Origin of the sequence: Mycobacterium bulgaricum (assembly GCF_041287165.2) — a bacterium.
GTDB lineage: Bacteria > Actinomycetota > Actinomycetes > Mycobacteriales > Mycobacteriaceae > Mycobacterium > Mycobacterium bulgaricum.
This window is the reverse complement of sequence record NZ_JBGGKV020000001.1, coordinates 1,081,210-1,094,092: the sequence shown is the minus strand read 5'-3', so window position 1 is coordinate 1,094,092 and position 12,883 is coordinate 1,081,210. Positions and strand designations below refer to the sequence as shown.

Annotated in this window: 12 protein-coding genes; 6 read left to right on the top strand and 6 right to left on the bottom strand. The window is 68.2% G+C overall.

The features are described 5' to 3' along the window. The 6 genes from ACAG24_RS05335 to ACAG24_RS05310 are packed head-to-tail and all read left to right on the top strand — an operon-like array spanning position 1 to position 5,077. Positions 1-1,059: an NAD(P)H-dependent amine dehydrogenase family protein gene (locus ACAG24_RS05335; RefSeq protein WP_370471607.1), complete on the top strand. Its 1,059-nt coding sequence runs from the start codon at positions 1-3 to the stop codon at positions 1,057-1,059. Further along, entirely contained in the window at positions 1,056-1,472 is a 417-nt protein-coding gene (locus ACAG24_RS05330; protein WP_370471606.1) for a VOC family protein, read from the top strand. Before ACAG24_RS05335 ends, ACAG24_RS05330 begins: the two co-directional genes overlap by 4 nt. After that, on the top strand, positions 1,469-2,623 hold the full coding sequence (locus ACAG24_RS05325; protein WP_370471605.1) for a cytochrome P450: 1,155 nt from the start codon (positions 1,469-1,471) through the stop codon (positions 2,621-2,623). Before ACAG24_RS05330 ends, ACAG24_RS05325 begins: the two co-directional genes overlap by 4 nt. Continuing rightward, the gene (locus tag ACAG24_RS05320) at positions 2,620-3,849 is read left to right on the top strand and encodes a cytochrome P450 (RefSeq protein ID WP_370471604.1); all 1,230 of its coding nucleotides are present in this window, start codon (positions 2,620-2,622) and stop codon (positions 3,847-3,849) included. The genes ACAG24_RS05325 and ACAG24_RS05320 overlap by 4 nt, the downstream gene beginning before the upstream one ends. After that, positions 3,846-4,409 (top strand): isomerase, encoded by a 564-nt coding sequence (locus ACAG24_RS05315; RefSeq protein WP_370471603.1) that lies wholly within the window; start codon positions 3,846-3,848, stop codon positions 4,407-4,409. The genes ACAG24_RS05320 and ACAG24_RS05315 overlap by 4 nt, the downstream gene beginning before the upstream one ends. 5 nt (positions 4,410-4,414) lie before the next feature. Next, entirely contained in the window at positions 4,415-5,077 is a 663-nt protein-coding gene (locus tag ACAG24_RS05310) for an NAD(P)H-binding protein (protein ID WP_370471602.1), read from the top strand. Positions 5,078-5,093: 16 nt separating this feature from the next. Here ACAG24_RS05310 and ACAG24_RS05305 read toward each other — a convergent pair whose 3' ends face one another. From ACAG24_RS05305 to ACAG24_RS05280, 6 genes are all read right to left on the bottom strand, one after another. After that, complete coding sequence (locus tag ACAG24_RS05305; RefSeq protein ID WP_370471601.1) at positions 5,094-6,455, bottom strand: hypothetical protein; 1,362 nt, start codon at positions 6,453-6,455, stop codon at positions 5,094-5,096. 130 nt (positions 6,456-6,585) lie between these two features. After that, positions 6,586-7,917 (bottom strand): PGRS repeat-containing protein, encoded by a 1,332-nt coding sequence (locus ACAG24_RS05300; RefSeq protein ID WP_370471600.1) that lies wholly within the window; start codon positions 7,915-7,917, stop codon positions 6,586-6,588. A 188-nt stretch (positions 7,918-8,105) separates the two neighbouring features. Beyond that, positions 8,106-8,537 carry a type II toxin-antitoxin system Rv0910 family toxin gene (locus tag ACAG24_RS05295; protein WP_370471599.1) on the bottom strand — a complete coding sequence of 144 codons (432 nt, stop codon included), beginning with the start codon at positions 8,535-8,537 and terminating at the stop codon, positions 8,106-8,108. Between the two features lie 4 nt (positions 8,538-8,541). Further along, complete coding sequence (locus ACAG24_RS05290) at positions 8,542-8,859, bottom strand: antitoxin (RefSeq protein WP_370471598.1); 318 nt, start codon at positions 8,857-8,859, stop codon at positions 8,542-8,544. 9 nt (positions 8,860-8,868) lie between these two features. Continuing rightward, a complete protein-coding gene (locus ACAG24_RS05285) occupies positions 8,869-11,268 on the bottom strand; it encodes a cation-translocating P-type ATPase (RefSeq protein WP_370471597.1) in 2,400 nt (799 codons plus the stop codon). Next, positions 11,265-12,860, bottom strand: coding sequence for a serine hydrolase (locus ACAG24_RS05280; RefSeq protein ID WP_370471596.1), 1,596 nt, complete (start codon positions 12,858-12,860; stop codon positions 11,265-11,267). The genes ACAG24_RS05285 and ACAG24_RS05280 overlap by 4 nt, the downstream gene beginning before the upstream one ends. Positions 12,861-12,883 lie beyond the last annotated feature (23 nt).

Below are 12,883 nucleotides of genomic sequence, written 5' to 3'. Positions count from 1 at the left end.
ATGGCAGACAAACAATATCGAGTGATCCAGTGGATGACGGGCGACGTCGGGCAGGTCGGAGTGCGGCATTTCGCCGACAACCCGGTGTACGACCTCGTCGGGGTGCTCGTGCACAGTAAGGAGAAAGCAGGCAAGGATGCCGGCGAGATCGCCGGTATTGCTCCGGTCGGTGTCATCGCGACCGACGACGTCGACGCCATGGTCGCCCTGGAGGCCGACTGCGTCTTCTACACGCCGATCATCATGGACGTCGACACCGTGTGCCGGCTGCTGCGGTCGGGCAAGAACGTTGTGACCACAGCCGGGTTCTTCCATCCGTCACCGGATTTCCGTGACCCGGCCGAACTGATCCGGACCGCCTGCGTCGAGGGCGGGACGTCGTTCCACGGCGGTGGCATCCATCCCGGATACGCCGGTGACATCCTGCCGCTCACACTGGCGCGCGTGATGAGCCGAGTCGACACCATCCACGTGTACGAGGTGGTGGACGTCCTCAAGGATGCACCGCTGGATCACATCGACTGGATGGGCTTCGGCAAAGACAAGGACACATTCCTCTCCGAGCCGACGATTCTCGGGCTCGGGTTGCCGTTCTTCGCCCAATCCATGCACATGATCGCCGACGGCCTCGGGGTCACGATCGACGAGGTGACCGCCGCGGAGGTCGGCGTCGCGACCGCCGTCGAGGACATCGCGCACGACGAGGGCGCCATCCCGAAAGGCACTGTCGCCGCCCAGCGCCACGAGTGGACCGCATGGGTGGGCGGCAAACCGTTGATCATCTTCCACGCGATCTACCTCACCGCAACGCCCGATCGACTCGAGCCGCCGTGGGACTGGGGCGAGACGCGCTACGAGATCGTCATCGACGGCGATCCGCCGACCGAGCTCACGCTCAAGGGCGTCCGGCAACCCGACGGGACCATGGCTCACCCCGGCTACGACTGGACTGCGATGGGGGCGATCAACGCGATCCCGGACGTGTGTGATGCATCCCCGGGCTGGCTCAACCATCTCGACCTGGGCCTGATCCGGCCGCGGGGGCTGGTACGCCCATGAGTGACGAAGCCGCGCTGCACCACGTCGTGTTCGCGGTCGCGCACGAACGGCAGGCCGCGATGACGCAGATGTTCACCGATCTCGGATTCTCTTTCAATGCAGCCGAACTCACCGAGCTCGGGGTGCAGGTCCAACTCGACTGGCACCGCGGGATCGAACTGATCAGCCCGGTGCCGGGCTCGACCGCATCGGTCGCGGCGTCGGTGACCGAATTCCTCGACCGGCACGGCGATGGCATCTATACCGTGGTGGTGCGGGTGCCCGACGCCGCGGCAGCCGAAGCGGTGGCCGACCGATACGGGTCGTCCACCAGGTTTCGGCAGAGCTTCTCCGGCGACGACTCCTATCTCGACGAGATCGACCTGTCCGTGCTCGGTCTCCCCTTGACCCTGCTCTCGACCAACATCTCATGACCAGCACGCTGCCCCATGTGCTGTACAGCGACCTGCCCATGGCCGCCGACCGCGGAGCCGGGTGGGCGACACTGCGCGACCTCGGTCCCGTCCTCTACGGCGACGGCTGGTACTACGTCACCCGCCGCGAGGACGTCCTCGCCGCGTTGCGCAATCCGGAGGTGTTCTCCTCGCAGATCACGTACGACGACATGATCAGCCCAGTGCCGTTGGTGCCGTTGGGGTTCGATCCTCCCGAGCACACCCGCTACCGCCACATCCTGCACCCGTTCTTCAGTCCTCAGACGCTCGGCGCGCTGCTGCCGTCGCTGCAGGCCCAGGCCATCGACATCATCGAAAAGATCGCTGCGCACGACACGTGCGAGGTGATGGCGGAGTTGGCCACCCCATACCCGTCGCAGGTGTTCCTGACGCTGTTCGGGCTTCCCCTGGAGGACCGCGAACGGTTGATCGCGTGGAAAGACGCGATCATCGCCTTCAGCCTGACCACCGACCCGTCCAGCGTCGACCTCACACCCGCGGTCGAGCTGTACACCTATCTCACCGAAGCTGTTGCCCGCCAGCGTGAAGAGCCTCGGGAGGGTGTGCTGTCGCAGGTGCTCCGCGGTGACGATCCACTCACCGACAACGAGGCCGTCGGGCTGTCCCTCGTCTTCGTCCTCGCCGGACTCGACACCGTCACCTCCACCATCGGCGCGACCCTGCTGGAGCTTGCCCGTCGACCCCGACTGCGCGCCTCGCTCATCGACAACCCCGACGGTGTTGCGGGTTTCGTCGAGGAGATGATCCGGCTCGAACCCGCGGCGCCGATCGTCGGCAGAGTCACGACGCGTCCCGTCACCGTCGCCGGTGTCGAGCTGCCCGCGGGTGCGGAGGTGCGGCTGTGTCTCGGCGCGATCAACCGCGACGGCTCCGACGACCATTCCGGTGATGACTTCGTGCTCGACGGAAAGCTGCACAAACACTGGGGTTTCGGTGGTGGCCCCCACCGCTGCCTCGGCTCCCACCTGGCCCGGATGGAACTCAAGCTCGTCGTCTCCGAATGGCTGGCCCGCATCCCCGAGTTCCAGCTCGCGCCCGGCTACGTTCCCGAGATCACCTGGCCATCGGCGACGTGCACGCTACCGACACTGCCGCTGATCCTGTCATGACCGCGCCGACGGCAAAACCCAGCGTGTTCGACGCCGGACTGCCAGCGCTGGACTACGGTTTCACCGACAGCCCGCAGCAGATCTACCCGCAGTTCCGCGCGGCCCAGCAGATCGCGCCCGTAGCGCTCGGTCCGATCGGACCGGAGGTGCTGTCCTACGAGATGGCCCGCACCGTGCTGCGCGATCCACGGTTCGTCATACCGCCCGGCATCCACCTGTCGGCACACGGCATCACGTCAGGACCGTTGTGGGACAGGGTGACTCACAGCATCTTGAACATGGAGGGCGAGGAGCACCGTCGCCTGCGCGGCCTGGTGTCGCGGGCGTTCACCCCGCGGGCGACGGCACGCATGCACGGTGCGATCCACACCGTCGTCAACGAGCTGCTCGACGCCGTCGCGGACGCGGGCCGTTGCGAGTTCGTCAACGATGTCGCGCGACCCTATCCGATCCCGATCATCTGCGCGCTGCTCGGCGCGCCACGCGAGGACTGGCAGCAGTTCTCGCGATGGGCCGAGGACATCTTCAAGATCGTCAGCTTCGACTGCGATCTCGCCGTGGAACAGCCCGTCGTCCTGAAGGCGTGGGGCGAATTCGACGACTACATCGACGGGATGATCGAAGACCGACGCCGTGACCTGACCGACGATCTGCTGTCCGACCTGATCCGACTCGAGGACGGTGGCGACCGTCTCGATGCCGCCGAGTTGCGCATGCTGGCCTTCTCGGTCCTGGTCGCAGGCACCGACACCACCCGCAGCCAGCTCGCCGCCTCCATGCAGGTGCTGTGCGAGCATCCCGAGCAGTGGGCCGTCCTGCGGGCGCACCCAGAGCTCGCGATGCGCGCGGTGGAGGAGACGATGCGGCACTCGCCGTCGATGTGCAGCACCGTGCGCAGCGCCACCGCCGACGTCGAGATCGGCGAATACCTTTTTCCCGCACAAACCTTCATCGTTGTCAACACGTATGCGGCCAACCGGGACGCCACGGTGTACGCCGACCCAACCCGCTTCGACATCTCCAGGGACGACCCGCCACCCATCCTGACCTTCGGCGGCGGTGTGCACTACTGCCTCGGCGCCAGCCTGGCACGCCTGGAGCTCGCCGAGGCGCTGAAGATCCTCTCGGTACGCTTGCCCAACCCGCGCACCGCGGGCCCCGTGCCGTGGAAACCTCTGCTCGGGCTCAGCGGACCGACCAGTCTTCCCCTGGAGTTCGACCGATGAAGTACAAGATCGATCCTGACGTTCTGCACGGCGTGGCCAAGCAGGTCGTCGGCTTGCCGGTGGACAGCGAGCTCATCCCCCGCACCGTCGAACTGCTCGCCGCTGAGTATCCCGGCCTCGTCGACAACGCACCCGGGCGCTGGGTCGGCAGTAAGGCCGGCGGCGTCCTCGGCAAGGTTCGCTTCCTGTACTTCAGCCCTCGCGAGTATGTCGTGATCTTCGGATCGCCCACCGGCACACAGGGTTTCTCCGGCCGATACAAGCATGTCGACATCCACAAGTTTCTCCTTGCCGGGCAGATCGACTCCTACGACCTGGAGTCCGACGACACGGTGGCGCTCCCGCCGCTGCTGCCCGGCGAGCGCACCTGCCTGGAGCGCGGTCACGCCCGCGGGTTGACCATCCACCCCGGGTCGTGGCACCTCGAATACGGACGCGGTGCGGTCGCCACCACGCTCCCGTTCGCGATGGTGGATACATTGTTGGTGTCGCTCGAATTCGAATCGGTGCGCCGTTCGACAGTGGAGTTCACAAAGCTGATGCGGCGCCGAAGAAAGTAGGCCGCATGCGCGTCGTCATCGCCGGAGGGCACGGCAAGATCGCACTGATCACCGAACGGCTGCTCTCTGCCCGCGGCGACTCGGTGGCGGGTCTGATCCGCAACCCCGACCACGCCGACGAGGTTCGTGTCGCGGGCGCGGAGCCGATCGTCGTCGACCTGGAGAACACCACCAACGGCGTCGTCTCGACCCACCTGCGGGGAGCCGACGCGGTCATCTTCGCCGCGGGAGCCGGGCCGGGCAGCGGGGCCGCCCGCAAAGAGACCGTCGACCGCGACGCCGCGATCCTGCTGGCCGACGCCGCGGAGGCCGCCGGGGTCTCCCGGTACGTCATGGTCTCGGCCATGGGCGCCGATGCCGACCTTCCCGTCGAACCCGACGAGGACGTCTTCACCACCTACCTGCGCGCCAAAGGCTCCGCTGACAACGTAATCCGTTCACGCGCAGAGCTTCTCGCGACGATTGTGCGGCCCGGTCAGCTGACCGACGACGACGCCACCGGCAAGGTCACGATCGCCGAACACACCGGCCGCGGCAGCATCCCCCGGGCCGACGTCGCCGCCGTGCTGGTCGCGGTGCTCGATGCGCCCCAGACCGCGGGCACGACGTTCGACGTCATCTCCGGCGACACCGAGATCGACGCCGCCTTGGCCTCTTTCGTGCTGTAGTCAGTCGGCGGGAGCTCTACGCTTCGCCGCTGGTGCGCTGGCGACCGGGCCTGCCGTCGGAGCCGTCGGCACCGTCAGTGCCGCCGGAACCCTTGACGCCGCTGTTGCCTGCGTTGCCGCGGCTGCCGAGTACGCCGCGGTCTCCCGCTTTGCCACCCGCTCCGGCCGAGCCCCCAGCACCACCGGAGCCGCCGGCACCACCGGCACCCGCTTTCCCGCTGAAACCGGACGAGCCGGAGCCCGGTCCGAAGTTGCCGCTGTTGCCGCCGTTGCCACCGTTGCCGCCGCGGTCACCGTCACCGCCGCTTCCGCCATTGCCCCCGTTGCCACCGTTGCCGCTGGTACCGCCGAACAGACCGCTCTTTCCGCCCTTGCCGCCTGCGCCGCCGGCGCCGCCGTCCTCACCTGCGGCTCCGTCGCCGCCCTTGCCGCCGTTGCCACCGTCGCCACCGGAAGAGACCGCGTTGGTGCCGTAGGCCCGGCCGTCACCGCCCTGACCGCCGTCGCCACCCCGGGCACCGGTGCCACCGTCACCGCCGTCGCCACCGTCACCGCCGGAAGCGCCGCCGTCACCGTCCTGGGGGATCGTGCCGTTGCCTCCTCTGCCGCCGTGGCCGCCCGCTCCTCCGGGACCACCATCTCCGCCGTTGCCGCCGTTTCTGCCACTGCACGGACTGCTGTTGCAGATGTAACCCGGGCCGACTCCGCCGTTACCGCCGCCGACGCCGAGGGCCTCGCCATCGGCCCCTCGCTTACCGAAATTCGTGTCCGACCCGCCGTCTTCGGCACGAGTTCCATTGGCAGTGGGGTTGACTCCGTTCGCCCCGGCAACGCCGTCGCCGCCGCGGCCGCCCGCGCCGCCATTGCCGACGACGAAGCCGCCGTTGCCACCGGCTCCGCCCGCGCCGCCGGCACCACCCGCGCCGCCGACGCCACCGTTGCCGAACATCCCCGCATGGCCGCCGTCGCCACCCCTGGTGCCGGTCGCCGTGCCGGCACCGCCGGCACCTCCGTTACCTCCGAAGAGTCCGCCGTTGCCGCCCGTCCCGGCAACCAGACCACCACCGCTGAACCCGTTGCCGCCGTTGCCGAACAGGATGCCGCCTGCCTGGCCGTTCGGATTCAGGGCGGTGCCGTCGGCGCCGTTGCAGATCAGGCCGCACGGACTGCGGTAGTCGACGATTGCCGCGGTTGGCGCCTTGGTCTCGGCGCGTCCGTTGTCGAGGTAACCCCACAGCACCTCGGCATCCGTGTCGGCGGACGCGGAGCCGGCCCCCAGTAACAGCCCCGTGCCCGCGAGCGCGGCACTTCCGATACCCGCCGCCAGGAAGCGGCGGACTGGGATGCGACGAGTCGCAGCGTTACGTGTTGATGGCATGGTTACAGGCCCCCTGTTTCGGTGATCTGGTCATTCGAAAGATCTCGAGACCAGCCTGGGGTAACGCACACGCTTCAGCTGGGGTAGTGGACTACCTGTCTCGAGGCGAATCGCCCCGCGGGCGGGGTGTTCAGACCTCGTCGGAGACGTCGCGCCCGGGCGTGCCCGCCTGGCCTGCCTTACCTGCCGAACCCGCGGCGCCGCCTATGCCGGTGCTGCCGTCGTTGCCCCGGTTACCGCGGCGCACACCGCGGTCACCGGATTCGCCGCCCTTACCACCCGCGCCGCCGGCACCACCCTTACCGGCAGCGCCTGCCGCACCCCCTGCACCTCCGGCACCGGCTTTACCGTCTGTGCCGACATAGTCAGCACCGTCGCCGCCGTTGCCGCCGTCACCGCCGTCATCACCGTCACCGCCGCGACCGCCGTTTCCTCCATTGCCTCCATTACCGCTGTTACCGCCGAAAAGGCCGCCGTTACCGCCCTTTCCACCGTGACCGCCCGCACCGCCAGCTTCACCTGAGGCGCCCGCGCCGCCATCGCCGCCGTCGCCCCCGGTGCCGCCGACGCCGTTGGTGGGGCTTGCTCCAAACCCACCCTTGCCGCCGTCGCCACCGTCGGCTCCGGTTCCTCCGTTGCCGCCTCGGCCGCCGTCACCGCCCTTGGCAACGGCGCCGTCGACGGGCGCTATGGCACCTGCGCCGCCTCCGCCGTCACCGCCGGGTGCGCCGGGCCCGCCGTCACCGCCGCGGCCACCGTCGCTCGCCGTGCAGCTCGCCTCGCAGAAATCGATCGGCGCTCCTTCTGCGCCGTTGCCGCCACCGATACCCTCGCCTTCGACGGTGACGCCGCCGTTCTCGCCGGCCTCACCGGTCTGCTCACCGCCGTCCTCGGCTCGTGTCCCACTGTCCTGCGGATTGATCCCGTCGCTGCCTGCCGCACCGTCGCCGCCGCGTCCGCCGGCACCACCATTGCCGAAGATGAAACCTCCGTCGCCACCGGCACCGCCTGCGGCCGTGGCGCCGCCCGCACCACCGGCACCCCCGTTACCGAACAAGCCGGCGTGGCCGCCGTCGCCACCCCTGGTTCCGAACGCGGTGCCGCTGCCGCCGGCGCCGCCGTTGCCGCCGAAGAGCCCGCCGTTGCCGCCTGTTCCCGCGACCGCTCCGCTGAAGCCGTTGCCACCGTTACCGAACAGGATGCCGCCGGCTTGGCCGTTCGGATTCAGCGCGGTGCCGTCTGCGCCGTTGCAGATCAGCCCACAGGCACGCCGGTAGTCCACCTCCGCCTGGATCGCCGCATCTTGCCTCTCCGCGGGGCCGCCGTCCTGGAGGTACCACCACAGCTGAGCGTCCGACGACGGCTCCGTGTCCGGAGCCGCGGACGCAACGCCGGCCCCCATGAAGAGTCCGGCGCCGACGACCGCGGCACCGCCGATCCCGGTCGCGAGGAAACGGCGCACCGGGAATCGTTGCGCTGGTGAAGCGGAATGGGTGTGTCGGCTGGATGCCATGGTGAAGCCCCCGTCTGGCTGGATACCTATGAATCGGCAGTAACCAGCGTGGGCTGCCGACGGGGCAGCAGCTGAGGTAGTCGACTACCTGTTTTTCGGAGGCACCTTGACGCGGCACCGCGGAGGACGGGCGCGTACTAGGAGAAGACCGCCTTGAAGCGGTTCAACGACTCCTGGATGTCGCCCTTGAGAGCGGATGCGACGACCATTCCGATCGGTCCGAACAGCGCAGGGCCGCCGAGGTGCACGTCGAAGGTGACGGTTGACCCGTCGCCGCTGGGCTTGATCTTGCCCATCAGCTTGACCTTCACGCCGCCCTTGCCGTCGCCGTTGAGGGTCATCGACTCCGGCGGCTTGTAGTGCACGACGGTCCAGTGCACCCGGTTGGGCATCCCCTTCACCTCGACGATCGAATCGATCTGGGTTCCCTTCTCGATGACGTCGGGCAACTTGGAGCGCCACACCCGGTGAATGGAGAGCCACTCCTTGTACCGGGAAAGATCGGATGCGGCTTCCCACGCCTTGTCGGGCGCGAGAGGAACGTCGACGGAGACCGAGAGCTTCGCCATGCTTTTACGAGGTGGGCGGCGCCGTCGGCGGGGACTGCGGCGGCGGGGGCGGCGGAGGTGTCGACGTCGGAGGCGTCGTCGGAGGCGTCGTCGGAGGCGCCGAGGCGGGCGGAACCTGACCCGACTGCTGCGTCGGCGGCACGTGGCCGGTGTTCCTCTGGTCGGCGACAGCCTTTTTCGCGGCCTCCTGCACCTTGTCCACGTGTGAGGTGTACTTGCCCTTGGTCCGTTTGTCGACGAGGTCACCGGCCTTGTCGATCACGGTGTCAACCTTGTCGGAGTTCTTGGCGAGAAGATCTTTGGCCTTGTCCAGAAATCCCATGGACTCAACTTACCCATCGCGGAGCCGCCACAATCTGCGTTGTTCGCCCAGTACACGGCCCTGCACCCACCAGATCACCTCGACCGCGGCGGCGCCGGCCAGCCCGACACCGAGTGCCATGGACGTGATCGCGGCGTTCGACGGGTCGAGGATGAACAGCTCGCGCGCGAACGGAATGCTGAAGATGACGACGTAGGCCGCCCCCGATACCGCGACGAGCGCGACGCGCCACCACTCGTAGGGCCGGGCAACCACCGCCAGCACCCACACCGCGGCCACCAGCAGCGTGATCAGCGCCGCCGTCGACGCCTGTGTCTGCTCCGTCTCCGTCGCCGCGCGACCCTGATACGCCAGCAGGTACGACGTGAAGGTCGCGGCGCCCACGACGAGTCCTGACGGCAGCGCCGACGTCATGACCCGTCGCACGAACCCGGGACGCGCGCGCTCGTTGTTCGGGGCCAGGGACAGGACGAACGCCGGGATGCCGATGGTGAACCAGGCCGCGATCGTGACGTGGATCGGCTGGAACGGGAACAGCAACGGGTCGGAGCCGAACAGCTTCGCCGACAGGCCCGCCAGCCCGACGAGGACGGCCAACAGGACGGAATACACGGTCTTGGTGAGGAACAGGTTCGAGACACGTTCGATGTTGCCGATGACACGCCGCCCCTCCCCCACGACGTAGGGCAGGGTGGCGAACCTGTTGTCCAGCAACACGATCTGCGCCACCGCACGGGAAGCCGAACTTCCCGAGCCCATCGCGACGCCGATGTCGGCATCCTTGAGCGCGAGGACGTCGTTCACGCCGTCGCCGGTCATCGCCACCGTGTGTCCGCGGGATTGCAGCGCGTGCACCATCGCCCGCTTCTGGTCGGGTCGGACCCGGCCGAACGTCGTGTACTCCTCCAGGGTGCTCGCGAGCTCGTCCGGCTGGTCCGGGAGCTTACGCGCGTCCATCGTCTCACCCTCGAGGCCGAGCGAACCGGCGACGGCGCCCACCGACACCGCGTTGTCGCCGGAGATCACCTTGATGGAAACTTTCTGCGAGGCAAAGTAATCCAGGGTGTCGCGGGCGTCCGGGCGGACGCGCTGCTCGAGCACCACCAACGCCGCCGGTGTGACGGTTCCTGGTGCATCGGGGTCGTCGACGGCGCGATCGGAGGAACCGAGGAGCAGCACCCGAAGCCCCTTCGCGCCGATCTGTTCAGCCTCCTCGGCCACCGGAGATGCCGGGTCCAGCAGCACGTCGGGTGCGCCGATGACCCAGTTGCCGTGCTCAGCGTAGGAGGTGCCGCTCCACTTGGTGGCCGACTTGAACGGGGCGGTGGCGGTGGCGCTCCAGCCGGGCGGCATCGTGTAGGCCTCGGCGATCGCGGCCATGCTGGCGTTGGGGCGGGCGTCGTCGGAGGCCAGTTGCGCCAGCACATCGGCGACGCCTTGTTCGTCGAGCCTCTTCAGATCGCTGACCCGCATACCGTTCTCGGTCAGGGTGCCGGTCTTGTCGGCACACACCACGTCGACGCGGGCCAGGCCCTCGATTGCGGGCAGCTCGTTGACGAGGCACTGTTTGCGGCCCAGTCGGACGACACCGACCGCGAACGCGATCGACGTCATCAGCACCAGCCCCTCGGGAACCATCGGCACGAGCGCCCCGACCATGCGCAGCACCGATTCCCGCCACCCCGCGTCGGTGGTGAACAGCTGGGTGTAGATGATCAGCGCGCCCGCGGGCACCAGCAGGTAGGTGATGAACTGCAGGATTTTGTTGATCCCGTTGCGCAGTTCGGATTTCACCAGAGTGAACTTGCTGGCCTCCTCCGCCAGCTTCGCGGCGTAGGCTTCGCGGCCCACCTTCGTGGCGCGGTAGGCGCCGCTGCCCGCGACGACGAAACTGCCCGACATCACCTGATCGCCCGCGTCTTTGGCTATCGGATCCGCCTCACCGGTCAACAGTGATTCGTCGACTTCCAGATTGGACTCTTCGAGAATCTCGCCATCGACGACAATCTGGTCGCCGGGCCCGAGCTCGATGATGTCATCGAGGACGACCTCGTTGGGAGCCAGCGGTAGCGAGACAGAACCGGTGCCGGACTGCCTGCGCACCAACGGCTTCGCCTGCCCCACGATGGCCAGCTTGTCCAGCGTCTGCTTCGCGCGCAGTTCCTGGATGATGCCGATGGCGCTGTTGGCGATGATCAGCAGACCGAACGCGCCGTTGATCACCGAACCGGTGGACAGCACGATGATGAAGAGCACGCCGAGAATGGCATTGATCCGGGTGAAGACGTTGCCGCGGACGATGTCCGACACACTGCGCGCCGCACGGGTCGGGACGTCGTTGGTCTTGCCCTCGGCGACGCGCGCGGCGACCTCGGCGTCCGACAGCCCGGCGACCGCTGATGCACTCACTTGACGAACACTCCTCGGCCACCCTCGTCGAAATACTCCAGCGTAAGACTGCCGCCATCGAAGCTGGCCGTGGAAACCGTTCCGGGAGGAGCATTTTCGGACGTCATCGGGAAGACGAAGACATCTCCCTCCCAGGGTCGCAACGTGAACAAACCCTTGGGCCCGAGTGCCAGCTGCAGCTGCCCGTCGCGTTCGGTCACCGTTGCGGGCCCCCAGAAGCGGTTGTTGTACACCCCGACGTACGAGGACAGCGGTCCGTGCGGCTGCGCGTTCGCGGGCCGCTGCCGACCGACGAGCGAACCCACCGGTTTCTCCATGTCCGCAAAAGCCTTGTTGTACAGCGCATACCAGTCTTCGCGGATCTGCCCGAACTGCACGAGGTCGGCGAACTGAGCGGTCAGCGCCTCGGGCACACCCGCCGGGGTGGCGTTGGTCAGCGCGACGATCGCGACGTCGGCCGACGGCAGGAACAGCACGTTGCTCGCCGCCCCGAGCTCGAAAGCACCGGAATGACCGAATTCCATCCGCGCTCCCGACGTCGCGCTCACGTTGAAGCCGTAGCCGTAGAACCCCGATCTCATCGCCGGTTCGGCGCCACGTGCGGAGACGACCTGCGGGGTGAGGGCCGGCAGCAGCGCCTGCGGATCGATCAGCGGCGTTCCGTCGTGCTGACCGTTCGCCAGGACCATGTTCATCCAGCGCGTCAGGTCGTTGACCGAGGAACTCACCCCGCCCGCCGGCGACTGCGCCTGGGCGTTGCGCACATACCGCGGCTCGTAGCGGCCGTCGATGTGGATGTGGCCGACGGCTCGGTCCGGCCGGGCTTCGAAGTCACCGAACCGATAGCTGGTGTCGGCCATCCCCAGCGGCCGCAACAGCGTGTCGGCGGCGAGGTCCTCCCAGCTCTTGCCCGTGCCCTCGGCGACCGCCTCGGCCCCGGCGGTGAGCCCGAAGTTGGTGTAGGCGTAGGAGGTTCGGAACTGGTCGAGCGGAAGCTGCCGGAGGCGGTCCAAGACCTGCCGGCGGTCGTAGCCGATGTCTTCGAGCTCGTCTCCCGCGTGGTCGGGCAGCCCGGAGCGGTGCGAGAACAGGTCACCGACGGTCAGCATCTGCGTGACAGCGGGATCCGACAGCGCGAACCACGGCAGCTTCGACACGATCGGGGTGTCCCAGCTGACCTGTTTCCGACCGACCAGCGTGGCCGCCACGGTCGCGCTGATCGGTTTGGACAGCGACGCCAGCTGGAACACCGTGTCGGCGTCGACCCTGTTGGTCGCGTCGTCGGAAGCGGTGTTGTTCTTGACCCCGAAACCCTTGGCGTAGACCGTCTTCCCGCCGTGCACCACGGCCACCGCCATCCCGGGGATGCCCGACTTCGACATCAGCTCCTCGGCGAGCCCGTCGAGCTCGGACACCGCGTCGGCGACAGCGTTCTCCGGCAACGGCATGGCCGGAACCAGCGGCGGCGGCACGTCGGAGTTCACGGTGCGCGACGGGGTGCTCGACGCCGCCGGTTCGGTACCGTCCGCACCGCAACCGGCCAGAATCGCGACAGCGACGGCGAGCGCGGCCGCCCGGGGCCGTGGGTTCATGACCAGCACCGTAACGCGCCGCA

Bases quoted from the DNA above. Each gene is read 5' to 3' on its own strand.
- ACAG24_RS05310 (WP_370471602.1), top strand. From the start codon at position 4,415: ATGCGCGTCGTCATCGCCGGAGGGCACGGCAAGATCGCACTGATCACC.
- ACAG24_RS05295 (WP_370471599.1), bottom strand. From the start codon at position 8,537: ATGGCGAAGCTCTCGGTCTCCGTCGACGTTCCTCTCGCGCCCGACAAG.
- ACAG24_RS05330 (WP_370471606.1), top strand. From the start codon at position 1,056: ATGAGTGACGAAGCCGCGCTGCACCACGTCGTGTTCGCGGTCGCGCAC.
- ACAG24_RS05325 (WP_370471605.1), top strand. From the start codon at position 1,469: ATGACCAGCACGCTGCCCCATGTGCTGTACAGCGACCTGCCCATGGCC.
- ACAG24_RS05315 (WP_370471603.1), top strand. From the start codon at position 3,846: ATGAAGTACAAGATCGATCCTGACGTTCTGCACGGCGTGGCCAAGCAG.
- ACAG24_RS05280 (WP_370471596.1), bottom strand. From the start codon at position 12,860: ATGAACCCACGGCCCCGGGCGGCCGCGCTCGCCGTCGCTGTCGCGATT.
- ACAG24_RS05305 (WP_370471601.1), bottom strand. From the start codon at position 6,455: ATGCCATCAACACGTAACGCTGCGACTCGTCGCATCCCAGTCCGCCGC.
- ACAG24_RS05290 (WP_370471598.1), bottom strand. From the start codon at position 8,859: ATGGGATTTCTGGACAAGGCCAAAGATCTTCTCGCCAAGAACTCCGAC.
- ACAG24_RS05320 (WP_370471604.1), top strand. From the start codon at position 2,620: ATGACCGCGCCGACGGCAAAACCCAGCGTGTTCGACGCCGGACTGCCA.
- ACAG24_RS05335 (WP_370471607.1), top strand. From the start codon at position 1: ATGGCAGACAAACAATATCGAGTGATCCAGTGGATGACGGGCGACGTC.